This is a genomic window from Geosporobacter ferrireducens, from assembly GCF_001750685.1.
Lineage (GTDB): Bacteria > Bacillota > Clostridia > Peptostreptococcales > Thermotaleaceae > Geosporobacter > Geosporobacter ferrireducens.
In genome coordinates this window covers 2,247,393-2,273,688 of record NZ_CP017269.1, presented here as the reverse complement: position 1 = coordinate 2,273,688, position 26,296 = coordinate 2,247,393, and the positions used below count along the sequence as shown (strand labels likewise).

Genomic DNA, 26,296 nt, shown 5'->3' with positions numbered 1-26,296 from the left:
TAGAACTTCTACCTCTTTTTTTTGAATCTTGAGATAGGTATGGTAAAGATGTTGTTTAGATATGAATAATTATATTCTTATGTAAATAATACCTTTATAACTAGATTGGAAGGAGTAGGAAAATGAAGCTAAGCATTGTAATGATGGTAAAAAATGAGTCGAAGTACCTTGGTACTTGTTTAGAAGCACTTCAGCCTTTAAGAAATGGCATTGAATCAGAACTGATTATCGTTGACACGGGTTCAACAGATAATACTGTAGAGATAGCGAGAAAGTATACGCATAAAGTATATTTCCATACATGGAATAATGATTTTGCTGCAATGAGAAATACTACGATCAGTTACGCGAAAGGTCAATGGTTGTTTGTGTTGGACGCCGATGAGATTATGCAGGATACGGAAGGTATAATTAAATTCTTTAAGTCAAACCATTACAAAAAATACAATGTTGGAATGATTAAGATTAAAAATTACTCTAAAGGAAAAGAGGAACTTGCAAGTGAAACTCCAGCAGCAAGACTCTTTAAAAATGTAAAAGAGTTCCGTTATGAAGGTGCTATCCATGAGCAGCCGACGATAAAACCGCCGGTTTATGTGTTGGATACGGTCCTTTTACATTACGGCTATGACTCTGCAGATAAAGATTTAATGGAAAGAAAATTTATAAGAAATACAGAGATAATTAAAAAAGAATTAGAGATAGATCCTGAAAACTTCTACATGTGGTTTCAATTATCTCAATCTTATGCAATGTACAATGATGATAAAGAAGCAATGGAATGTGTTGAAAAAGCCTATGAAATTGGGAAAGCTAAAGAAGGATATTTGGGCAACCGAATGTATATTTATTCTCAATTGGCACGAATGTATCATAAGATGGAACAGTATGAAAAGCTGGAAAAAGCCTGTGAAAAAGCAATCAATGAAAGAGACGGATATATTGATTTTTATTGTATGCTAGGCCATGCTAAGCAAATGCTCTCCAAAAATGAAGAAGCGATTGAATCCTATCAGAAATATTTAGAGCTGTATCATGACTATGAGCGTTCCCCGGCGGCATCTGATAATGCTTCTGTTACCTATATGCGAAATACAGATACTTATGAAAAAATTCATGTACATTTATCTGCATTATATTTGAAACAAAAGGAATACAGCAGAGCGTTGGAGTATGTCTATAAAATTCAATCTAAAGACATGCTGAAACTTGCATTGCCAACTTTAATAAGTTCATATCTGGCATTAGAGGAGTTAAATAATCTTCAAGGCTATTATTGTAAAAATATACTTATAGAAAACGAAGAGCTAAAATATCCGTTTGAAGCTTGTCTAGAACAACATAAAAAGGGGATTCAAGAAGAAGCGTGGCAAAGTTTAGTTGTTAATTTTTCAAAAGTGAATACAGAATATGGAATATTAAATCAAATTCGGCTAAAGGACTATATGAATCAAGAGCTTGAAAAGCAGGATGTTGACCTAATTAATCAATTGGATTTTAACAGTTTGCCAGAATTCTATGGAGAAATAATTTATAGACTCTTAAAAAGAGACTATTCTATTTCTGAAATTACATCAAAGATAAGAGAGCCTAAACTGATCTCTATATTTCAATATCTGGCTAATCAAAAAATACAAGATTTGCTAGAAGTTATCCTACACTATTTTAAAAATAGTTATCCAGAAAATAGTATAGAGGGGTGTCGTATATACAAAATCCTAGGGAGAATTCTTCTAATTAGTGGGCAGTGTAGTGAACAAGACTATGATGCAGTGTTTTATAGATATGTTCAAGAAGGAATTCGGTATATTGGCTATACCTATCATTCCCATTTGATACAGCAAAACAAAATAAATTTTGCAAAGAACGATGAAGATGCTTTCTTTATGCTTATGAATTACGTACAAAATATTAAAGATACCAAAGAACTAGAACAAATCAGGATTTTAAAGATAGCTTTAGAGATATATCCAGATATGAAGACCGGAATAGGAATCTTCTTGCAAAATATACAGCAAAGACTGGCTCCTTCCTATGAACAAATGAAAGAATATCAATTGCAGTTTAAAGCAAATGTAGATGCACTTATTCTGAAAGGTGATTTGAGCCAGGCAAAAGAGCTATTGGAAGAATATAAAAAGAGTATGAAGATAGATAAAGATTTCTTTGTTTTTGAAGCTAATATTGCATTGATTGAGCAAGATTATGATAAAGCTGAGGAAGTACTAAAGACGGGATTATTATATTATTGTACAGACTTTGATCTTCTTTGCAATGCAGCGTATCTATGTCAAATACGGAATTATATTGAACAGGCCATTGGGTTATATGAACAAGCATTGGAAGTTACACAAAATCCAGAAGAAAAACAGAAAATACAGCAAATTATTGCTCAACTGTCTTCGTTAGATGAGGCAAGTGTAAAGGATGAGCCAATGGAGATATCTTTACAGGAAGCTCAGCAAACATTTGAAGATTACAAGATCCAAGTAAAGAAGCAAATTAATCAGCTTATTCTAGAAGAACAGATAGAAGAAGCAAAAGGAATTCTTATAGAATATGAGAAACTGGTAGTTGACGACATTGAAGTATTTTCGTTGAAAGCTATGATAGCTATGATGGAAGACCACTATCGTGATGCTGAGAATATTTTAAAAAAAGCATTGATAGTTGATAGAACGAACTTTGATATATTATGCAATCTCGGATATCTTTATGAAAAGCTAGAAGATTACAACAAGGCATTGATATATTATGGGAAAGCGAAGACAAAGGCAAGTGAAGAAGGTGTTTTTCAACATATTGAGGGGATTACTGAAAAAATAAAGATTGAACATCAAGAAGTCTTGGATACGTATCAATATACTACTCGTAAGAAAGTACTTGTGATTGCTTATATTTTTCCGCCATTAGGAGGCTCAGGAGTTCAAAGAACTTTGAAATTTGTTAAATATCTAAGAGAATTTGGATGGGAGCCAGTTGTTGTAACTGTAGGAACCACAATGTGTCAGTTTAAAGATGTGTCAATGATTTCAGAAATTCCAGATGGGGTCAAAGTGATTCGTATAGACGAGAAAAACAACATCGATGTTAACTATGCGAATCAATTAATTCATTTATATCATAGCGTGGTTCAGAATCAGGCTTTGGTTAGTGAATTTGTTACTGAACTGAATAAATCACGAGAACATCTTAATCAATTAATACTACTTCCTGATTCGAATATCTTGTGGGCTAAGCAAGTAATTGATAACTTAGATGATATGATTAACATAAATGAAATGGATATGATTTATACAACATCAGGACCCTATTCTGACCATATTGTTGGGTATTACTTAAAACAAAGATTTAATAAACCTTGGGTAGCTGATTTTCGAGACGAGTGGACTAATAATCCATATGTAGAATTTGATAAAAATCATATATTATATAAAATGCATTTTGAGATGGAAAAAAATATAGTTAATCTAGCGGATAAAATAATCTCAGTTACACCTCTATCGAGTAAAAATTATGAGAAAATATTTCATTTAGAAACTAGAAAAATAGAGACTATTACTAATGGATATGATGAGTTAGATTTCGCAGAAATATCCCATAAAAGCAAGAGAAATGCAAAGTTTACAATTATGCACAATGGCATGTTATATATGATAAGAACTCCTTTAACATTTATGCAAGCAGTTCAAAAATTAATTAAAAACAAGGATGTCGAAGCTTCTGATATAAAAATCACTTTTGGATGGACAGAAAATCTAGACTATTGGATCAAAATTAGAGATGAATTAGGACTGCAAAGTGTAGTTGAGTTTTTAGGATATATGACGCATCAAGACAGTTTAAGAGAAGCTGTAAATTCAGATGCTTTACTTTTAATCGTAGGAGCTGGTGATAGAAACAAATCTGTTTTCCCTGGGAAAATATTTGAATATCTGAGATTGTGTAAACCAATATTAGCATTATCTCCTAATGGAAGCGTAGTAGATGAATTGATATCTAGTACTGAGCGGGGGTATAATGTAGATTTTGATAATATAAATGAGATCGCAAAATATATTTTAAAACTATATAAACTTTGGAAGAAAGACGAACTTCCAGGATTAGTTGTAAATGAAAAAATAGAAAAATATGAAAGAAAGCGATTAACTCAAGATCTTAGTAACATTTTTCAATGTTTGTATTATGAAAGTCAACTAAACGGGAATAACGCAATTTCTACTGAAGGACAATTATCAGTAATAGATAATTATTTTAAAAAGGAGCAATTGAATATCCACTTGTTTATGGGAGATATGGCTATAAAAGATGGTAGATGGGAAGATGCAGAAGTACTTTTTAAAAAGGCTATCTACGAAGATAGAGGTAATCTCAGCTTATTAAATAAACTAGCATATATATATGAAATGAAAAAGGAATATTTGAATGCGTTAGAGACCTATGAAAGCATAGTATTTAATATGGGAGATGAGCCCACAAGATTAGAAGTAATTAAAATAATAAATAAATTGGAAGAAGATTATAGACAGATTATCCAAGAACAAGTAGAACAAAGAGAAGAAAAAGAAGAAGCTTACAAAGAGAAAAATAAAAATTTACACCTTATGTACGATAATCAGTATTGCAGTAGGTTTATGCATTTTATAAATCAACATTTCCCCAATGATGAACATATGTTTGTTATTGTTGGGGATAAAATGCAAAAGCTGAAAATGATAACTACTGATGATATTGCAAATGTAGAGATTTTAGATTTAAAATGTGATTTAAGTAGATTATTAGAATTGATTAATACTTGTACTAAAATATTTATCCATTATCTATCTGACTATTTCTGTGAGATTGTTTGTAAATTTGATATAAAAAAACCTATTTATTGGCCTATATGGGGCGGGGACTTATATTATCATATTGATTATGAGATATATGATCCATTAACTAAAAAGCTGCTGGAGAAGTTAGGATTTAATATGAATTCTAAAGTTAATAAAAACTCAATTTCACATATTTTTAGAAGAGCTACTATAAGAAAGATTAAATATTGCTTAAATACGATAGATGAAGATTTTGATATTTTAAAGGAAAATTTTATAACCAATGCAAAGTGTATGAAATTTGCTTATCCTAACCCTGTTGAAAAAGTCAATATGGATGATATGAATGAAATTTATGAACGATATAGTTATCTAAAAGGGAATTATGAGCATATAATTTTAGTTGGTAATTCACCTGATCCATCAAACAACCATTTGGATATTTTTCACAAGTTAAAATCTCTAAGGTTAAAGGATTATTGTGTTATAGTTCCACTATCATATGGTGGGAACGACGCTTACATAAGAGCAATTATTAATGAAGGTAAAAAAATTTTTGGAAATAGATTTATACCTTTAACAGAGTACATGGAGCCAAGTGAATACTATAAACTATTGAACCAAGTGGATGTAGCTATTTATTATCATAATAGGCAACAAGCTGTTGGAAATATTAGACTATTATCATCGCTAGAAAAGGGTGTTTTTTTAAAAGAAAATGTTACTACTTTTAGAAAATTCAAAAGATTAAACTTAAAGGGTGTTAAGTCAACTGATAAAATTGATGATACTATTTTTTGTGAACCTATAAAGGAGTCCAAAAATAAAGAAATTATTGAAGCCGAGTTTGGTGAAAAGGCTATACTTGAGTTTCTGAGAGGAATATTTTAAGCATTACCCATTATAAGAAATTATATGAATTTGAGGAGCAATATATGAATCAAGTTGTAATGTATTTAATGAATGAAAAAGGTTATTTTGTATTAGAGCATTTTATCAGAGAATATAATTCGAAACAAATTAGATATGTTCTATTAGCTAAAGATAACAATATAAAAAAGGACTATTATAACGAATTAGTATCACTATGTGAGAAAAATAATATCACATATTATAACAGAAAAGAGTCGCCCCCAGATTTCAGTGGCTATAAGTTTGCAATAGGATGGAGATGGATTATAGAAGATTCCAACAATTTAATTGTTTTACACGATTCAATTCTACCAAAATACAGGGGCTTTGCACCTCTAGTAAATATGTTAATAAATGGAGAAAATGAAATTGGAGTAACTGCATTATTTGCTACTGAAGAGTATGATAAAGGAGATATTATTAAGCAGGAGATAGTGTCTATAGAATATCCAATTAAAATTCAGGAAGCAATTAAACTTATCGCCCCATTATATTCTAAACTAGTTAACTCTATAGCACAGTTAGTTTTTGATAATAAAGAGATTGTAGGTGTATCTCAGATTGAAGAAAATGCCACATATAGTTTATGGAGAGATGAACAGGATTATTTTATCGATTGGAATGCTGATTGTAATACTATAAAACGATTAGTTGATGCAGTAGGATATCCATACAGTGGAGCAAAAACTTATTTGAATAATAAAATTATAACTATTGATGATGCTGAAGAAGAGCTTGATATAGTAGTTGAAAATAGAGATGTAGGAAAAGTAGTTTTTCTACGTGATGGATATCCTGTAGTAGTTTGCGGAAAGGGATTATTAAAGATTATAAAGGCTAGATTTCTAGATGAAAGCTCAATTTTACCTTTCAATACTTTAAGAAGTAGATTTGGAAAATAGTGCCTGAAATAGTGTTACTGTTAATTTGAATGGAAAACCTAGATATTGATACTATTCCCATAGACACGTTAAATAAAGGAGAATTTATAAATGATTCCATTTAATAAGCCATATTTTTCCAACAATGAGTATAGATATATAAAAAATGTAATAGATTCAGGATATGTATCGGGAGATCATAATTATACTCAAAAATGCAATGAGTATATACAACAAAATTTTGCAGTTTCTAAAGTACTATTAACTACATCATGTAGTATTTCTTTAGATATGGCAGCTATATTGTTGGATTTAAAGAAAGGTGATGAGGTTATCATGCCTTCGTATAATTTTGTATCTACTGCAAATGCAATCGTTCAGAAAGGGGCTATCCCTGTTTTTGCGGAAGTAACTAGTGATACCTTAAATATAGACCCAGTAGATATTGAAAGGAGAATTACTAAAAGAACTAAGGCAATCTTTCCAGTGCATTATGCTGGTGTTTCTTGTGACATGGAAAGGATTACCGAGCTAGCTAAGAAATATAAGTTGAAAATTGTAGAAGATGCAGCTCAAGGAGTATATGCAAAATATAAGGATAAATACCTTGGAACTATTGGAGATATAGGAACTTATAGTTTTCATGAGACGAAAAACTACTCTTGTGGAGAAGGGGGAGCTATTTTAATTAATAATAGCGAAGAATTAGCAAGAAGGGCTGAGATTATTAGAGAAAAAGGTACGAATCGCAGCCAGTTTTTTAGAGGGGAAGTAGACAAGTATACTTGGGTGGATATAGGTTCTAGTTATTTAATATCGGATATATTAGCAGCTATGCTTTACGCGCAACTAGAAAAGTTAGAAGAAATACAAGAGAAAAGAAAAACTGTACATGATAGATATTATAGTGGTTTAGTTGAGTTGCAGAATAGGGAGAGAATAAGGTTGCCTGTAATTCCTAGTTATTGTACTACCAATTATCATATTTTTTACATTCTACTTCCTACAGAAGAAAAGCGAAATGACTTAATGAAATATTTAAAAAATAGAAAAATCGGTGCAACTTTTCACTATATCCCGTTACATATTTCACCTATGGGTATGAGTTTAGGATATAAACATGGTGATTTACTAATTACTGAGAACTTGAGTAGTAGATTGTTAAGATTGCCTATTTATCCCAATTTGTCGCAAGAAGAAATACAATATGTTGTTGAAAGTATTCATGATTGGAGTAAAACCATATGAAAACATACTTAATTACAGGTGGAGCAGGATTTATTGGTTCAAACTTTATACATCACCTGTTTGAACAATATAAAAAGGATATCCTTGTTATTAATCTAGATGCATTGACTTATGCTGGAAATATAGAAAATTTAAGAGATATAACAAAATATGAAAATTATAAATTTATCAAAGGCTGTATCTGTGATAAGAGTATAGTTAACAAGATTTTTGAGACACATGATATAGACTATATTGTCAACTTTGCTGCTGAATCTCATGTAGATAGAAGCGTTAAGGATCCAACTATATTTGTAAAGACAAATGTTTTAGGTGTTCAAGTTTTATTAGATATAGCAAAAAAATACTGGACAGAAGAGAATAGATTCAAAAAAGATAAAAAATTTCTGCAGATTTCTACAGATGAAGTGTACGGATCACTAGGTGAAGTAGGATTTTTTACAGAAAAAACATCATTAGATCCTCATAATCCTTATGCTGCTAGTAAAGCAGGAGGAGATTTGTTAGTGAAGGCTTACTATGATACATATAAAATGCCAGTTATGATTAGCAGATGTTCTAATAATTATGGACCTTATCAATTCCCAGAAAAATTAATTCCTCTAGTAATTCAAAATTGTTTAACAGGAAAGAAGATACCTGTATATGGAGATGGAAAAAATATAAGAGATTGGTTATATGTTAGAGATCATTGTAATGCATTAGGCATTATCTTGGAAAAAGGAAGAGCAGGAGAAGTTTACAATATTGGAGGAAATAATGAACGACAAAACATTGAGGTAATTAATACTATCATACAATTTTTACAACATCTATTGCCGCCGAGAGATATAAGAAGAAAGCGTGTAAGTAAAGAATTGATTACCTATATATCAGATCGAAAGGGTCATGATAGAAGGTATGCTATTAATGCTGAAAAAATTAAACGAGAATTGGCATGGTTCTCTAGCACTGATTTTGATGAAGGAATGAAACACACTATTTTATGGTATTTAGAAAATGAAAATTGGTTAGAAAATATAGTGAATGGAGAATATGCTACATACTATAAAAAAATGTATGGAAATCTCCTGTGACTAAGGTAACCTAGAATTATAAATTCATAATTGCTAAAGTTACTTTGTCAATAGCAGGATAGGGGGAACTTAAAAATGAAAGGAATCATTTTAGCTGGAGGAAGTGGCACTAGACTTTATCCTTGTACAAAAGCAATTAGTAAGCAGATTATACCTATATATGATAAACCTATGATTTATTATCCGTTATCAGTATTGCTTTTAGCAGGTATAAGGGATATATTAATAATTTCTACAGAGAGAGATTTGCCTATGTACGAAGAACTATTGGGAGATGGATCACAAATAGGGGTTTCATTTCACTACGCTATTCAGGAGGCTCCAAGAGGAATTGCACAGGCTCTGATTATTGCAGAGAACTTTATAGCGGAAAATAATGTATGTTTAATTTTAGGAGATAATATATTTTACGGTCAGGGATTTTCTGCTATTTTGAAAAAAGCAAAACTTATGAAAGAAGGAGCCCATATTTTTGCTTATTATGTAAACAATCCTGAAGATTATGGCATTGTAGAAATAGGCGAAGACAAATCTATAAAATCTTTGGAAGAAAAACCGGAAAAACCAAAGTCTAACTATGCTGTGCCAGGATTATATTTTTATGATAGAAATGTAGTTAAGATTGCAAAAACTTTAGAACCATCTTCAAGAGGAGAATTAGAGATTACTGATATTAATAAAGCATATTTAAGTAGGAAGAATCTAGAGGTAGATATTTTAGGTAGGGGATTTGCGTGGTTAGATACTGGAACTCATGATTCACTGTTAGAAGCCAGTAATTTTGTACAAGCTATACAGAAGAGGCAAGGACTCTACATTGCTTGTATCGAAGAAATAGCTTATCGCAATCGCTATATTACAAAAGAACAGCTACACGCATTAGCAGAACCGTTGCTAAAGACAGCGTACGGACAGTATTTGTTAAGAATATAGTAGCGGTGTCATAATGAGTTAATAAATAGATAAATCATCTTTCTTAAAATAAAAGAGATGGATCAGCAGCATTTAAATGTATTGAACTATCTTTCCATTGGAGCATTATCGTATAGGCATCCAGCTCTACTTATGCTTTGAGTAATCTTTTTAATCTAGAATAAAATCACAATTTTTTTCGACGTATTGAAAGGTTAGAATCAGAAATCAATAATGCGCTTTTAGAATCTAGAAATTATGTTCAATTAGTTGATTAAGAATAAGATTCCTACATCGCATTTTTGAAGAAATAGCCTATCACAATAGATTTATTACAAAAAAAGAGTTACAAGAAGTAGCAGCCTCTTTACTGGAGACCGAGCATGGACAGTATTTGCTGAGTATATAAACACAAAAATCACAGAAGGAGATGATTCACATAAAAAAATATTATGACGTAATAGAAAAATGTTTGGGACTATTAAATACTATAGAAGAAGGTTTTGAGTATATTCAAAATCAGATAAAAGAGTTACGATATGAAAATGCTTTTATAGTTTTACAAGATATTGCTGAAGGGATATCTAGCATAGAGAATGCTATAATGCCAATGGAAGATAAACTTCCAAATAATAATGTTGGTGAACGCACGATAGAGGTAAAAGAAAATATTCATAAGGCAATGAATAGCTATAAACAAGAGAAGCAATCCCAACTAGAAGAGCAAATAAAACAAGAAATTTATCCTGCTTTTATAGGCTGGAAAGAGGAAGTGGAAAGAATTTTAAGACCTTATCTCCTGGCGTAATGAAAGCGGATATAAATTCATGATTACTGAACCAAACACACTTATCTTAATAGTCTGAGTCTTTGAATTAACTTTGTAAATATTAACCATTAAACCTAAAGTCAAGCGAGAAAATTACCGATAATCTGGTTAGAAAACTATATAAGGTGGTGTAAACGGTGAAAGTTGAGAGCATTTCCATGTCTAATCAACAGTATAGTTCGAGTAGTTCTTCTAACGGACAGCAAAATTCTATTAATGTTGAAGCCAATGTGTCTAATGGAGGACAAGCTTCCCAACAGCCATTTCCGGGAGAAAAACAGTTTATCGACGCCATAGAAAAGGCAAACAAGGATTTGAAGATAAGCAATACAAGCCTGAAATTTTCCATCCATGAAGGAACCAAACAAATCCTTGTAAAAATTGTTGATAATGAGACAAAAGAGACAGTCAAAGAAATTCCCCCAGAAAAAATATTGGATATGGTTGCAGCTATGTTGGAAAGAACAGGACTATTTGTAGACAAGAAAATATAGGTTATTTACTTTTTTAGAATTGCTAAGAACGAAATCTTGTTAAAAGAATAAAAGGGAGTGATAAAGGTGAGTAGTTTGAGAATATCAGGGATTGCATCGGGGTTAGATACACAATCCATCATTCAAAGTCTTATGAAGGTGGAGAGAGCGAAGGTAGATAGATACGGTCAGAATAAGCAGTTGAAGTTATGGAAACAAGAAACCTATAATAGTGTAAACAAAGATTTTGCTAATTTTGTACTAGATATTCGGAAAGAGCTGGAAATGACAAAAACCAGTATAACAGGAGGATTGATGTCCAATAGCTCTAGTAATTTTAGCTATGTCAAAAAAGTTACTTCATCTAACGAGAGTGCTGTAAGCGTTTCGGCTTTAGCTAGTGCAACACCGGGGAGTTATACATTAGAAGTAAAGAACCTCGCTACAGGAGTCAGTGCTGCCAGCTCATCCGCAGTAGATAACATTACGTTAGGAGAATTATTTGTTGATGCGAATGGTGATGAGACTTACGATTGGAGCGGCAACGGTGGAGTATATACAGTAGAAATTAATGGTAAAGAACTACAGTTTGATAAGGGTGCTAAAGTCTCAGACGTAGTAAAAAAGATAAATAGCGAAGTAGATGGTGTTAATGCCAGTTATGATGCTACTGCAAAAAGAGTGTTTATCTCTACGGTAAAGACTGGAAGTGAAGCCAAGATTAAGATAGATGAAAATGCAGAAGCTTTGTTTAACGGATTAAAATTAACATTCAGTGGAGAGTCTACTGCTGATGGTGGTTCGATAGAATATTCAGGAATAAACGCCAAAATCAATTTCAATGGTGCTGAAGACATAGAATATTCTTCAAATAACTTTACCATCAATGGAATACAAATCGAATTAAAAGCTAAAACGGAATCTCCTGTAACGATTAACGTAAATACTGACGTAGATGGAGTCTATGATAAGATCAAAACCTTTGTAGACAAGTATAATGAACTTATTGCTAAATTAAACAGCATGGTTAGAGAAAAACCAAATAGAGACTATAAGCCTCTAACAGCAGAACAAAAAGAATCTATGTCTGATGATGAAATCAAAAAGTGGGAAGAAAAAGCAAAAGCAGGAATGCTCTACAATGATTCAACAATACAAAATACTTTGGCCACGATGAGACTAGGTTTGTATAGTGAAGTTGAGGGAGCGGGAAAGTACAATCAATTGACGCTTATAGGGATCAATACAGGGACATATGATACAAAGGGAAAACTGATTATCGATGAAGAAAAACTCAAAAAAGCTATTGCTGATGATCCTGAAAGTGTAATGAATTTATTTTTTCAAGAACCTACAGCAACAGAGGGAGATGCAAAAAAGAAAGAATCCGGATTGATTAACCGGCTATTTGATGATATAGTGGATGGTATGAAGGAGCTTATCAACAAGTCTGGTACCGGTGGGAATGAGGATCTCTATCGTAATGTAAAAAGTAACATATTGGTAGACTTTGTCTTGGGTAAGGCAACTGGAACCGGTTCACTCAGCTACTTGGACAAGGATATCCTCGATATAGAAAAGAGCATCTATAATGAAGAAAGCAGATTAGTAAGAATTGAAAACGCCTATTGGACCAAGTTTACTGCCATGGAAAAGGCACTACAGCAAATGAATTCTCAAAGCAGCTGGATATCTCAGCAGTTGGGATCATTATAATTGATAATAAGAGGTGATCTGTGTGGCTTTAAATAATCCATATAATGCATACAATCAATACAAGCAAAATAACGTCATGATGGCACCCCCACAAGAATTAACTTTGATGCTGTACAATGGTGCTATTAAGTTTGCCAACCAGGCAATGTTGGCAATCGACGAAAAAAATATATCCAAAGCCCATCAATTGATCCTTAGAACCAGTGATATCATCACGGAATTGAATATCACCCTGGATATGCAATACGAGATTTCTAAGAATTTGAGATCCCTATACGTCTTTATTTTGGAACGCTTGATAGATGCCAATGTAAAGAAAGACAAACAATACATAGCAGAAGCCTTAGAGATCATCACCCAGCTGCGGGATACCTGGAAGGAAGCCATGCATCTGGCTAAAAATAAGTAATGGAGAGTAAAATGGATATTAAAGAACGGATTGAAGTTGTACTGGAGTTAACCAGTCAGAAGATCGCCCGGTTGGAAAAACTGCTGGAGTTTACTATACTGCAAGGGAATAGTATTAAAGCAGGAGACATAGAAGGGCTTTCTTCTCAGATTGAAAAAAAACAGAATATCATGAATCTGATTAATAGCCTGGATGCCAAATTTTTAGAGCAATACACCCTTTTGAAAAAAGAGCTGCATATCCAATCTTTTGAAGAGATAGATGCCAAGGTCTATCCTAGTGCGGCTGCCCTACAGAAAAACGTAGGTCATATTATGATACTCCTTAAGAAAATCGAGGAAGTCGATCGGCAGAACAGCAGCCATTTACAGCAGGATTTAGAAAAATTAAAGCTGGAGATGAAGAAGAATAAGGCAGAGCAGCAGGGAAATAAAATTGCTGCCACCTATACACGAAGGTATGCCGATGTACAGGGTGTGTTTATAGACAATAAGGAACAGAAATAAGAGACACACAAAAGGCCTGCCTGTATTGGATGGATAGGTTTGTATGTTGATAAAAGCTTTAAAATAGGCTATAATAATAGAGCATATATTTTAGGTCTGTGGTTGCAAGTCCAAGCCAGTCGCAGGCAAAGGGACCCACGTAAGGTAATTAAAAATAAGATTACTGAGCATGGTGCGGCTTAGGGGTAAGACCTGCCAGGTTCTTGTTCAAATGCATTTCTATGGAAATCATTGCTTGAGAAAACTGAGAGAGGTAGTAGTGACGGCGAACCCGGAGCGAACCTTCCAGCAGGCGAGTGTGGGGTCAAAGACCAGGTCAGCTAAGAATATATGTAACTCAAGAAAGAGAAACCTTGATAGCGCGCTATTAAGGTTTTTTTATTTTGATAAAGAAATAGATACAATATTTTGCAAATTCCGACAGATTCAATATGATAATATAATCCTATAGATGGTGAGGCAAAGAAAGTTGAATATCAAAACTAAATAGAAAAGTATTACATATGGAAAAAAGGCACACTTATCTAAAGATAAGGCCGCAAAGCTATGGGTCTAAGGGATTATTCCTATGATCGCCAAGTTACCAAAGTATGTTTTGTGATGCGATGGAAGAAGACCAAGGCCTTTGTACTTTACATATGCTTTGAGTCTTTTTTATTTATATGCTGCAGGAGATAACATGGGGGCGTGCAATCAAAGGGGGATGCTTATGGAAATGCGGGCGTTAAATGACAAACGGGAGTACTTTCGTATTAAATTAAACCATCCGTTGTGTGCAACGATGACGATTGTTTTAGTAGATGGACATCCTATGAAGACCGGAAGTACCAATGTATGTATTAAGGATATCGGACCTGGGGGCCTGCGGTTTATGTCACATTTAAAGCTTCCGGAAAGTAAAAAAGTTATATTGGAATTTGATGCCAGGATATGCGGACAGGACTATCAATTTTGGGGTTCTGTAATTCGTACCCATAAAAAAGAAGCGGGAGTCTGGGAATATGGTGTTGAGTTCTATATAGATGAAGCGACTCGCTCTAAATATGTATATTTGTTTAACCAGCTGGCAATTAAACTCTATAAATATAAACAATGGCATAGCTGTAGTATTTGTGCGAAAGATGAACCGGCAGTATGCCTTCGGAGCAGAGATGGTGAAGGAAAATAGTTGAATATTTTCTAAGCATATTTCACCAACAACAAACATATACATAGTAGGTTGTAAAAAAAAACTGTCATATCATAAAAAACGGTGCATTATGAAAAAGTTGTAGACGTCTGTATAAAAAATAGATCTCATTCATTACAAATTATTACATTTAACGCCAAAAAATACTTGTCCACTATATATTCACATTGTTTTCCACATAAAAAAATATTGAAAAAACAAGTTATCAACAGAACTATCCACATTATCCACAGAAAATGTGAACACATCACTGCCGTCTGTGGATAAACTGTATAAATGAAATTTATTACAAAGAACGCATGAAAATAAGGAAAGATAGAAGGAAAAAATTTGTTAGATCTTAAGAAATATATATTTTTTTCAGTAGAGGGTTCCGTAGAATCTGTTGAAAAGGACTATAAAAACGCTAAAAAAATACCGATATTCTTACAAAGGAAAAAGATTGTGGACAAGTTGTTGAAAAAGATACTTTCACAAGATTTTCATCATTTGACAAATGATGATTGAAAAAAGTAATACAACCTGTTTTATAAAAAATCTGGTGGGTAAAATAATAGATATAGTACTTGTCCAAGATTAAAAAATTTTTATTGAGAGGAGCAGGAAAGAATTTTGGATTATTGAATAATAATAGAAATAATAAGTGAATATGGAATAAATTCTCAAAAATTTGATAAACTTTGAGTTAAGGAGACTTAACTCATTGATTTATAGATATGTTGGAAGGAGCTGAAGTATATGAAGATCAAGGTAAGTGGAAGAAATCTAGAGGTTACAGATGCTTTACGGGACGCAGTCACAGCAAAACTAGAAAGGTTTGGAAAATACTTCAAGGAGGATACAGAGGCTCAGGCAACTTTAAGTGTTGAGAAAAATAGGCAGATCTTAGAGGTAACCATCCCAATTAACGGATCATTATTGAGAGTTGAAGAAGCGACGGAAGATATGTATACATCCGTAGATCGGGTGATAGACAAATTAAACCGGCAAATTGAAAAGCATAAAACAAAGCTGGAAAAGCGATATCGAGGTCATGATACCATCCGATTCGAAAATATACCGGATATAGAGGCTGCAGAGAGAAATGAATCGCGAATTGTGAAGACAAAGCGGTTTGCGATGAAGCCGATGGATGCAGAGGAAGCAGTCCTGCAGATGGAATTAATCGGACATAATTTCTTCGTATTTACCAATGCAGAAACAGATGATATCAATGTTGTATACAAGCGAAAGGATGGACATTACGGTTTAATCGAACCGACCTTTTAAATAAAGTAAATGAAGGCAGCGGAAGCTGCCTTTAATTTTTTGTCGATTTATAGGAAAACTTTTAAGATGAAAGATGCAGGAAATATCATTTTTAAGTCGAATTAACTTTAAGACATGAAAAAATTAACAGTATTCTGTTACGATTGAGGAGCGTATTATGGAAAATATTGAAACGATGTCAATTCATTTAAACATGGAGGAAATTATCAATCAAATGCCATCGGTAATCTCCTCAAAGATAGTAATGGGCGAAAGTCAAGAGATTGAAGAGATTCACGTATTGGCTTCTAGCAATAGAAGTGCAAAGCAAATTTCTCGAGATATCCAATCTGCGCTGACTGCAAAGTTTCAATGCAAAATTGACCATAAAAAGATTAGTGTGGCACAGATTGACTTTCAAGATGAAAAGGAACAAATGAGCCGCTTTAGGATTGCTGCCATCGGATACTCTGTTTTGGGAAATATGGCAGAGGTGAAGGTTTCCTTGCAAAAGGGAGAGCAGCAGGTAGAAGGAACATCCAAAGGAACCAATTCTAAAAATAATATTTACCGTTTAACGGCTAATGCTACTTTAAATTGTGTTCATGAATTATTTGCTATTGACGATACCTTTATTATAGAAGATATTGAAAAAATTCAGATTGCGAAGCGGGAGGTTATAATAGCAGCCGTTAGCTTTATAACAGGCTACGGAGAAGAAATGCTGGTAGGGTCTGCCGTGGTGCGCAAGGATGAATATGAGGCCATTGTAAAGGCCACATTGGATGCAATCAATAGAAAGATTGTAAGAGTTGCTGGTTAAGTGTATATTTTAGGTCGGCAAAGTAATCTTTATAGCGTAGCGATATAGCCTGTGGACAGTAGCGAAGCAGCAGAGCCCATTTAAAAAGGGGGCTATATCAGTGAAAAGATTAATGGTTCTATTTATGAGCTTGTTATCATTAGTTTTAGCAGGCGGAGCAAGCATGAGCTGGAGATAATATCTGGCCGACCTAAAGTATAATATAAGGGGAGTTGAAAATGGGCGAACTGTCTTTAAAATTAAGAATATATACAAGTTTAATTATTTCTTCAGGACTCTTTACAGTGTATTTAGGTATCAAACACTTGTCATTATTGCTAATCCCTGAAATTATCTTCTTTTCTATACTTGGGGCAGTGGCAGAATCATTAATTATAAAATTAAGAAAAAATATTGGAATCTCAGTAAACTTTGCTATAGGATTAGCTGTAGTGCTAATTTTTAGATCACCTGTTGCTTCGATAATTGGATTTTTATCTATGTTATTATGGGTTGATTATATAGATGGTAAGCTAGTACATATTTTTAATAGTTCCATATATAAAAGGTTGTTTAATGGAAGTGCATATGCTATATCATTGGCTATTGCAGTATTCGTTTATAAATTTGTTGACGCTAAATACGGGTTTCTAAGCCTTATGGGATTAAATTCTATAGCTTTAATTGTTAGTGTATGTATATATATATGTATAAATATATCTATATTTTCAATACTTATGTCATTTTTATTTAATATGCATTTTAAGCAAGCATTAAAAGAGAATAGCTGGCTGGGAGTAAATATTCTAGGTCTGTCACCTTTAGGGACAGTAATAGCAATTGCTTATCAGAGTTACGGCTGGTTTTCTGTAGTACTCTTCTTTGGGCCATTGTTGATCGCCCGATACTCCTTTAAGCTCTATATGGACATGCGCCATGTGTATTTTGAAACCATCAAGGCCCTCTCTAATGCTATGGAAGCCAAGGATGAATACACCACAGGGCATTCTTACCGGGTAGCAGACTATGCAGTAGGCATTGCAGAGCAGATGGGGCTAAAGCCTGATCGTGTAGAGCAAATCCGTACTGCAGCCATCCTCCATGACATCGGAAAAATTGGAATCTCCGATTCTATCCTCAATAAATGTGGACAACTGGAAAGCAATGAATATTTGGAAATACAGAAGCATCCTGAGATTGGGGCAAAAATTCTGGCAGGAGTAGATTTTCTTGCAGAGGTAGCCGATATCATCAAGCATCATCATGAACGTTATGACGGAAAGGGATATCCCGACAAACTGGAAGGACCGCAGATTTCTATTGAATCCTGTATCTTAGCCGTAGCTGATGCCTATGATGCTATGACCTCCGATCGCCCTTACCGGCGGGCAATGAATCAACAGACTGCTGTAAATATTATATTGGAGCAGGCGGGAAAACAGTTCAATCCGGTAGTGGTAAAATCTTTTATAGATTACTTCAATATGCAGCCAAAGGAGAGAATTGCCCATGTTAGCTGAGGCCTTAGGAACTGCTGTAGCGGTAGGTAAGGTACGGGGTGGAAAACTGCAAAACCTCTCAGCCATCTCCATCAGGCATTGGGAGCTGCTGGTAGTATCGGGATTGGTTGAAGCGGCAGGGGCATATATTCGCAGAATAGAGCTTGAGCCGGTATGGAGACTTATAGACAGCCATGTTCTCTGGATACAGCTGCTAACCTACAGCTTATTGGCATATGTTCTCCTGGTCAATCGAAAAGAAAAAGGATTTTTACTCATCCTGTTAGGGGTTCTATTAAACTTTGCGGTGATCATGGCAAACGGCGGAAGGATGCCGGTAGATGCCGGCTGGATTGACAAAGACCTTTATCCGGTGACAATGGCTGTATTAGAGAGCGGCAAAGACCTTACCCACAGCATGATGGATGACCATACGCGAATGCGGTTTTTGGGAGATATCATACATTTAAAAAAACCCTATCCCTTGCCAAAGAGTCTAAGTATTGGAGATCTATGGATGATGCTGGGGATTTTTATATTCATACAAGAAAAAATGATAGTAAATTCAGGAAAAATTCGGCGTAAAACAGGCTAAATATCAGGTTTTGACAGATACCTCTAAGATCATTAGAGGTTTTTTTACACTTTTTTTAAATTATTATTACAAGTTGTCAAAAATAAAGGAAAAAAAGATGTTACAATAGAAGTAGTACCAGTATGGCTTAAAAGAAAAATCAGCAATAAGGGGGCGTAGCATTTGTTTATTGAGGGTGGAATCATTGGACTGATTCTTGGTAAAGTACGGGGCGGCAGGTTTTCCAATTTCTCTTATTTGTCTATTCGTGCTTGGCCTTTGATTTTTCTGGCATTTTTCATTCAAGTTTCTCCGGCATTTACCAATAAGATATCAGCTTTGTCATCATTTCAGGGTTATGCCTATGGTCTTTCTAACGGGGTGATCATCCTGTTGCTATTGTTTAATTTGAATAAGCGGGGCCTTAAAGTAATGCTGGCAGGCCTTTTGCTGAACCTTGTGGCTGTTTATTTCAATGGATGGAAAATCCCGGTTTCTATGGAAGGACTCCAGCTGGCTGGCTTAGATGCTATGGTGGAGGCCATTCAAAGCGGAAAAATTGCAAACTATATACCATTAGACAGCCTGCAGCATTGGTCTAAATACCTGGCCAAGTTTATTGTTATTCCAAAGCCGTACCCGCTAGCAAAAGTGATCAGCATAGGAGATCTTTTCATTACTTTGGGGCTGACCTTGTTTATATATGGAGAAATGACAAAAAACCATTTGCATTCCAGAAGCAGAATGATAAAATTTGGATATAAAGGAACAATATAAGGAAGAGGCAGTTATCTTCCTTTTTCCTTTTCATGAGAAAAGGGTTATGTTAAAATGTAAATTGGAGTAAGATTCAGATTTTTAGAGGAGTGAATAAAATGAGCTTTTTAGAGAAGATTTTTGGCAGCTTAAATGACCGGGAGGTTAAGAAGCTTTTTAAGACTGTCCATCAAATTGAAGCATTAGAGCCGGAGATTTCAAAGTTAAGTGACATAGATTTACGAAATAAAACCGTATATTTCAAAGAACAGCTGAAAGAAGGAAAAACCCTGGATGATATTTTGCCGGAAGCCTTTGCTGTGGTGAGAGAAGCCTCCTGGAGAACTTTAGGAATGAAACATTTCCCCGTACAGATGCTTGGAGGTATTGTATTGCATCAGGGGCGGATTGCAGAGATGAAAACCGGTGAAGGAAAAACCCTGGTTGCAACCTTGCCTGTTTATTTAAATGCATTAGAAGGAAAAGGCGTTCACGTTGTTACTGTCAACGATTATCTGGCAAAGCGGGATAAGGATTGGATGGGGAAGATTTATCAATTCTTAGGCCTTACTGTAGGCTGCATTATTCATGGAATCAATAATCAAGAGCGTCAGGAAGCCTATAACTGTGATATTACTTATGGGACCAATAATGAATTCGGTTTTGATTATTTGCGGGACAATATGGTGATTTATCGTGAAGAAATGGTGCAAAGAGATCTTAATTTTGCCATCGTGGATGAGGTAGACAGTATCCTGGTAGATGAAGCCAGAACGCCGCTGATCATATCAGGAGCAGGTGAAAAGTCTACAAAACTGTATTTCATTGCAGATCAATTTGTGAGAACCTTAAAGAAAGAAATAGATTTCACTGTAGACGAAAAAGCCAATACAGTTGTATTGACAGACTCTGGGGATGAGAAGGCAGAGAAATATTTTGGCATTGAAAATCTTGGAGATCCTGAAAATATGGAGATTTCTCATCATATTAATCAGGCATTGAAGGCCAATCAATTAATGAAGCTGGATAAGGATTATGTGGTGAAGGATGGAGAGATCGTCATCGTAGATGAATTTACAGGACGTTTGATGTTTGGACGACGTTACAGTGATGGTCTTCATCAAGCTATAGAAGTAAAGGAAGGTTTAGAGGTTCAACGGGAATCCAAGACCTTGGCAACCATTACACTGCAAAATTATTTTAGAATGTATCGGAAGCTGGGTGGTATGACGGGTACTGCAAAGACAGAAGAAGATGAATTTAAACATATTTATAATATGGATGTTGTAGTGATCCCTACCAATAGAGAGATCCAGAGAAAAGATTTATCCGATGCAGTTTACAAAACAGAAGAAGGCAAGTTTAGAGCTGTCGTCAATCAAATCGCGGAGAAAAATAAGACAGGTCAGCCGGTGTTGGTAGGTACCATATCTATTGAGCGGTCTGAGGTTCTTAGTACGTTGTTGAAGAGAAAAGGAGTACCTCACGAGGTATTAAATGCAAAGCATCATGAACGAGAGGCAGAGATTGTAGCACAGGCAGGACATTTAGGCTCTGTTACCATTGCTACTAATATGGCAGGCCGTGGTACCGACATTGTATTAGGTGGAAATGCAGAGTTTATGGCGATTAAAGAAATGCGCAAGAGAGGTTATGGCGAGCATGTTCTTTCCATGGTAACGAGCTATGCACCTACAACAGACCAAGAGCTGATTGATGCGAGAGAAATCTATCAGCAAATATATAAGGATATCAAAAAGAATACCGATGCAGAGCATGAGAAAGTAGTAGCTGCAGGAGGTCTTCATATTATCGGTACAGAAAGACATGAATCCCGCCGGATCGATAACCAGCTGCGAGGTCGTGCCGGACGGCAGGGAGATCCTGGATCTTCACAGTTCTTTATTTCATTGGAAGACGATTTAATGCGACTTTTTGGCAGTGAGAAGATCAAGGGAATCGTTGAAAAGCTTGGTATGGATGATGAAGAAGCGATTGAGGCAGGTTTGTTAAGCAAATCCATCGAAACAGCGCAAAAACGGGTAGAAGGAAGAAACTTCTCCATCCGAAAGCATGTATTGCAGTATGATGATGTGATGAATAAGCAAAGAGAAGTAATCTATAAAGAAAGAAGAAGAGTGCTGGAAGGAGAAAATCTAAGAGAGCATGTAATGAGTATGCTGGAAAACCTGGTAGACGGTGTGGTAGAAATCTATACCGCGGAAGCCAAGTACCCGGAAGAGTGGGATTTGAAAGGCCTGGAGGATTATCTGCATACCCTATTTATGCCTAAAGGAAGTCTGCAGTTTGAGGATATCGAAAGCCTCACAAAGGAAGATTTAAAAAATAAAATAATGGAGACCGCAGAGGCGGCCTATACACATAAGGAAGAAGAAGTAGGGGAAGACCGGATGCGTGAGCTGGAGCGGGTAATGCTGCTTCGGGTTGTAGACACCAAATGGATGGATCATATTGATGCTATGGATCAGCTGCGTCAGGGAATCGGCCTTAGAGCTTATGGACAGGAAGATCCGGTTCGTGCGTATCAGGTAGAAGGTTTTGATATGTTTGATGCAATGATTAAGAGCATTCAAGAGGATACCTTAAAATACCTGTTTAGCGTAACCGTAGAGACCCAGACCCAAAGGAAACAGGTCGTAGAAGTAACCGGTACCAGCGGAGGAGACGGTGTTGCAGAGAAAAAGCCTATGGTCAAGGAAAGTACCGTGGGGCGGAATGATCCTTGTCCTTGCGGCAGCGGCAAGAAATATAAAAAGTGCTGTGGAAGTAAATAAAAAGGAAGTGAAAGCATGATTCAATTAGAACAGTTGAAATATACGTTGAATTCTTTTGAAGAAACTTTGCAGGATTTGAGGGCTTCTCTTTGACATTGAGAGGTTAAGAAATCAGATTGAAGAATTAGATGCCAAGACCATGGATACCGGGTTTTGGGATGATCCTCAAAAAGCGCAGAAAACGCTGCAGCAGGCAAAGGGATTGAAAGATCAGGTTAAGAAATTTGAAGATTTATACCTAAGCTGGGAAGAGTTGCAGCTGCTGTTGGATATGGCCTTAGAGGAAGAGGATGCGTCTATAGAAAAAGAGATCTTAAACGGCGCAGAAAAACTGGGACAACAAATAGAAGAACTGCGGGTAGATACCCTTCTGTCGGGAGAGTATGACCACAGCAATGCCATTCTCTCTATCCATGCCGGTGCCGGGGGGTTAGATGCCCAGGATTGGGCTGAAATGCTGCTTCGGATGTATACCCGTTGGGCAGAGTCTAAGAATTACCGGGTCAAGACATTAGATTTGCTGACGGATACGGAGGCAGGAATCAAAAGTGTTACTCTATTGATTGAAGGCGAAAACGCCTACGGATATATGAAGAGTGAGAAGGGTGTCCACCGGATTGTCCGAATTTCTCCCTTCGATCCTTCCGGAAAGCGTCATACCTCCTTTGCCTCAGTAGATGTGATGCCAGACATCGATGACAGTGTTGAAATCAATATTAATTCAAGCGACTTGAAGATAGATACCTATCGCGCCAGCGGTGCTGGCGGGCAGCATGTCAACAAGACAGAGTCTGCAATCCGGATTACACATATTCCTACGGGAATTGTAGTACAATGCCAAAATGAACGCTCCCAGCACAGCAACCGCGATACAGCTATGAAAATGCTGAAAGCCAAGTTGATTGAGCTGAAAGAAAGAGAACAAAAAGATAAGATTGAGGATTTAAAGGGAGATTACAGTCAGATTGCCTGGGGCAGTCAGATCCGCTCCTATGTTTTCCATCCTTATAATTTAGTAAAAGATCATCGTACCAATGCGGAGATGGGAAACATCCAGGCGGTGATGGATGGCAGCCTGGATCTGTTTATTCATGAATATTTAAAAACGCGGTCGTAAAGGGACAGGAGAGAATGTTCTCCTGTTTTTCTTTGGCTTTTTATAAATATAGTAGGAAAGATCTAGAGGAAAATGGGAATTTTTGTCGAATAACTAATCATTAATTGGCGGAGGAAATATAGATCAAAAGGAAGAGGGGTGGAAGGATGAAGCACAGGTATAAGTTAAAGTTGAAAAAGGATTCAATGAATGCAGGGATTGAGGCAAAGGCGAAAATGAGCCTCCAACTGGCATTGGTCATTGTACTCATCATTGCAGTGACCGTAACGGCCATCGGTATCATCAATTATTTTAATGACATCAATAAAATGGTAGCCAACAGAATGGAAGGGAATGCTTCCATGGCCAAGGTAGTTGCACAGCAGGTGGATTTATATGTAACCGGTTCGGCGGATATAATGAAAACCGTAGTAAACACCATGGACTTTTCAACCATGGATAAATACGAAAAGAATATCTCCCTGGCAAAGGTAACTGCAAAAAATATGCAGTTTAAATCTGTTTATATAACAGACATGGAAGGGAATGTGACGGCTAGCACCAACAGCCGGAGGGATGAAGGGAAAAATTATAAGAATACACAGTGGTTTCAAGCTGCAGCGAAAGGACAAACTTACATATCAGAAGCTTTTATAGATGAAGATTCCAAAATGCCCATTATTATTCTTTCTGTTCCAATAGAGGGGACGCTTTCAGGGCAAACCGGGGTTATGGCCGTAGACCTTCGTCTGGACCGCCTCTTTTATCTCACCAGGGACATGAAAATTGGAGAAACAGGCTTTAGCTATATCGTAGACAAAGCTGGAAATATTATTGCCCATCCGAATTTTCAAGAAAAGGTATTGCAGAAATTCAATGCAGTAGAGCAGGGAATCGTTGCGGCACAGATGGTTACAAAGGGAGAAAATGGTGTAGATATTTATGCAGATACAGAAGGAAGAAAGGTAATCGGCGGCTACAGTGTAGTGCCCACTACAGGCTGGGGCGTCATTGTAGAGCAGCAATACCGGGAGATCACACAGCAGGGTAGAGCTTCCTTGATGCGTACCTTTGTACTCTCATTGTTTTTCATTTTATTAGGATTAATCATTAGCTTCTATTTCGCACGGTTCTTCACAAAACCGATTATGGATATGTTAAAGGTGGTTAACCGTATTAAAGATGGAGATTTAACAGAAAGAATACAAATCAGCAGCCGCAATGAAGTGGGGATCCTGCAAAAAGCCTTTAATGACATGGCAGATAATCTGGCTACCCTGATTCAGGATGTGGAGCAGGTAACAGTAAAAATCCAATCCTCCACAGGCAGCCTGGAGAATAATGCACAGTTAACGGCAGCAGCGGTAGCAGAAATTGCTACGGTTATTGATGATGTGGCTTCAGGCTCCAGCAAGCAGATTGCCAGCGTTTCAGAAACTGCAGAGGTTGTAAACCAGATGGTAGCCAGTGTAAAAACTGTCACGGAAAATTCCATGGAGATCCTGAAATCCTCTTCCCAAGCATCTGAGTTGGCACAAAGCGGTGTACAGGATATTGAAAAGATTAACTGGACAATGAATTCTATTGATGAAACGGTGGGCCAATCATCGGTTCTATTGAAAGAACTGGTAGTACAAATGGGTGAAATTAACAACATTGTAAACCTCATCAAACAAATATCCCATCAAACGAATTTGCTGGCTTTGAATGCAGCTATAGAAGCCGCAAGGGCAGGGGAATACGGCAGGGGATTTTCTGTAGTAGCTGATGAAGTAAGAAAACTGGCAGAACAGTCAGCAAATGCCTCTACAAATATTGTGGATCAGATAAAAAATATTCAAGCGAAAACCAAACGCGTTGTAAAGACCATGGAGCTAAGTTTAACCAATGTAAGAAATGGCACAAAGGTAGTCAGCGGTACTACCCAGTCTTTCCAAGAGATTATTCAAAAAACACAAAGAGTCGCTGCAGAGCTGGAATTCTTCACCAGTACTGTGGAAGAGCTTACGGCAGGAATGGATTTAGTTGAACAGGCGATTCACGAGGTCAGTCAGATTTCAGAGGTGACTGCTGGAGTAACACAGTCGGTTTTAGCCAGCACAGAGGAGCAGGATACTGCTGTGCGCAGTATTCATGAGTCTGCTATGGCGCTAAGTACTATGGTAGATGCCTTAGAAAAAGTAATGGGGCGTTTTAAAACCGATACCCAGTCAAGGGATGTACAAAGCAAGGAAAGCGAAGAGATGGATACATATAAAGAGGATAGCCCGCTTCAACAGGAAGAAAACCTTGAGGAATTGCCTGATGAAGCAGAAATGATGGCGGGGCAGCAAACGGATGAGTTTTTCGAAGAAGTGCAGGAAGAAGAAATATTTTTGACAGATGAAGCAGAAAAAAATGACGCAAGTGATGTTTTAGAAGATGATCTTTTTGAGGATGAGGAAAACGTAGATATGGAAGAGTGGGTTCAAGAAGAGGACCAAACGGACATCGAAGAGGTTGCTGAGGATGCAGCAGAAGAAGAACAGAAAAGCATACAAGAATAAGTTAATAGCCGGGAT

Annotated in this window: 19 protein-coding genes and 1 riboswitch; all 19 genes read left to right on the top strand. The window is 35.9% G+C overall.

The features are described from left to right. Positions 1–122 precede the first annotated feature (122 nt). The 19 genes from Gferi_RS10750 to Gferi_RS10660 all read left to right on the top strand — a co-directional run bounded on the left by Gferi_RS10750 (position 123) and on the right by Gferi_RS10660 (position 26,281). A complete protein-coding gene (locus Gferi_RS10750; RefSeq protein ID WP_069976305.1) occupies positions 123–5,705 on the top strand; it encodes a TDP-N-acetylfucosamine:lipid II N-acetylfucosaminyltransferase in 5,583 nt (1,860 codons plus the stop codon). 44 nt (positions 5,706–5,749) lie between these two features. Continuing rightward, on the top strand, positions 5,750–6,628 hold the full coding sequence (locus Gferi_RS10745) for a formyltransferase family protein (protein ID WP_069976303.1): 879 nt from the start codon (positions 5,750–5,752) through the stop codon (positions 6,626–6,628). Positions 6,629–6,718: 90 nt separating this feature from the next. Next, a complete protein-coding gene (rffA, locus tag Gferi_RS10740; RefSeq protein WP_069976301.1) occupies positions 6,719–7,855 on the top strand; it encodes a dTDP-4-amino-4,6-dideoxygalactose transaminase in 1,137 nt (378 codons plus the stop codon). Further along, complete coding sequence (rfbB, locus tag Gferi_RS10735) at positions 7,852–8,931, top strand: dTDP-glucose 4,6-dehydratase (RefSeq protein WP_069976299.1); 1,080 nt, start codon at positions 7,852–7,854, stop codon at positions 8,929–8,931. Before rffA ends, rfbB begins: the two co-directional genes overlap by 4 nt. Before the next feature lie 75 nt (positions 8,932–9,006). Beyond that, positions 9,007–9,864: a glucose-1-phosphate thymidylyltransferase RfbA gene (gene rfbA / locus Gferi_RS10730; protein ID WP_069976296.1), complete on the top strand. Its 858-nt coding sequence runs from the start codon at positions 9,007–9,009 to the stop codon at positions 9,862–9,864. A gap of 409 nt (positions 9,865–10,273) precedes the next feature. Further along, positions 10,274–10,651, top strand: a complete 378-nt coding sequence (locus tag Gferi_RS10725; RefSeq protein WP_069976294.1) for a hypothetical protein — start codon at positions 10,274–10,276, stop codon at positions 10,649–10,651. Between the two features lie 158 nt (positions 10,652–10,809). Continuing rightward, on the top strand, positions 10,810–11,166 hold the full coding sequence (locus Gferi_RS10720) for a flagellar protein FlaG (protein WP_069976292.1): 357 nt from the start codon (positions 10,810–10,812) through the stop codon (positions 11,164–11,166). 66 nt (positions 11,167–11,232) lie between these two features. Next, the gene (fliD, locus tag Gferi_RS10715) at positions 11,233–12,861 is read left to right on the top strand and encodes a flagellar filament capping protein FliD (RefSeq protein WP_069976289.1); all 1,629 of its coding nucleotides are present in this window, start codon (positions 11,233–11,235) and stop codon (positions 12,859–12,861) included. Between the two features lie 22 nt (positions 12,862–12,883). Further along, entirely contained in the window at positions 12,884–13,270 is a 387-nt protein-coding gene (fliS, locus tag Gferi_RS10710) for a flagellar export chaperone FliS (protein ID WP_069976287.1), read from the top strand. An 11-nt stretch (positions 13,271–13,281) separates the two neighbouring features. Next, entirely contained in the window at positions 13,282–13,776 is a 495-nt protein-coding gene (flgN, locus tag Gferi_RS10705) for a flagellar export chaperone FlgN (RefSeq protein WP_169832982.1), read from the top strand. Positions 13,777–14,279: 503 nt separating this feature from the next. Further along, positions 14,280–14,364, top strand: a riboswitch (cyclic di-GMP riboswitch). 121 nt (positions 14,365–14,485) lie between these two features. Then, a complete protein-coding gene (locus Gferi_RS10700; RefSeq protein ID WP_069976285.1) occupies positions 14,486–14,944 on the top strand; it encodes a PilZ domain-containing protein in 459 nt (152 codons plus the stop codon). Positions 14,945–15,703: 759 nt separating this feature from the next. Continuing rightward, complete coding sequence (hpf, locus tag Gferi_RS10695) at positions 15,704–16,234, top strand: ribosome hibernation-promoting factor, HPF/YfiA family (RefSeq protein ID WP_069976284.1); 531 nt, start codon at positions 15,704–15,706, stop codon at positions 16,232–16,234. A 157-nt stretch (positions 16,235–16,391) separates the two neighbouring features. Next, positions 16,392–17,036 carry a hypothetical protein gene (locus Gferi_RS10690; protein ID WP_069976283.1) on the top strand — a complete coding sequence of 215 codons (645 nt, stop codon included), beginning with the start codon at positions 16,392–16,394 and terminating at the stop codon, positions 17,034–17,036. A gap of 218 nt (positions 17,037–17,254) precedes the next feature. After that, a complete protein-coding gene (locus Gferi_RS10685; RefSeq protein ID WP_083273493.1) occupies positions 17,255–18,535 on the top strand; it encodes an HD-GYP domain-containing protein in 1,281 nt (426 codons plus the stop codon). Beyond that, the gene (locus Gferi_RS10680; protein ID WP_069976282.1) at positions 18,525–19,109 is read left to right on the top strand and encodes a DUF5317 domain-containing protein; all 585 of its coding nucleotides are present in this window, start codon (positions 18,525–18,527) and stop codon (positions 19,107–19,109) included. The genes Gferi_RS10685 and Gferi_RS10680 overlap by 11 nt, the downstream gene beginning before the upstream one ends. 162 nt (positions 19,110–19,271) lie before the next feature. After that, positions 19,272–19,865: a DUF5317 family protein gene (locus Gferi_RS10675; protein WP_069976280.1), complete on the top strand. Its 594-nt coding sequence runs from the start codon at positions 19,272–19,274 to the stop codon at positions 19,863–19,865. A 98-nt stretch (positions 19,866–19,963) separates the two neighbouring features. Next, on the top strand, positions 19,964–22,639 hold the full coding sequence (gene secA, locus Gferi_RS10670; protein WP_069976278.1) for a preprotein translocase subunit SecA: 2,676 nt from the start codon (positions 19,964–19,966) through the stop codon (positions 22,637–22,639). Positions 22,640–22,654: 15 nt separating this feature from the next. After that, a protein-coding gene (gene prfB, locus Gferi_RS10665) for a peptide chain release factor 2 (RefSeq protein ID WP_156782374.1) occupies positions 22,655–23,756 on the top strand; the annotation gives its coding sequence in 2 pieces (ribosomal slippage) (positions 22,655–22,729 and positions 22,731–23,756; 1,101 coding nt in all). Positions 23,757–23,902: 146 nt separating this feature from the next. Then, entirely contained in the window at positions 23,903–26,281 is a 2,379-nt protein-coding gene (locus Gferi_RS10660; RefSeq protein ID WP_069976274.1) for a methyl-accepting chemotaxis protein, read from the top strand. Positions 26,282–26,296 lie beyond the last annotated feature (15 nt).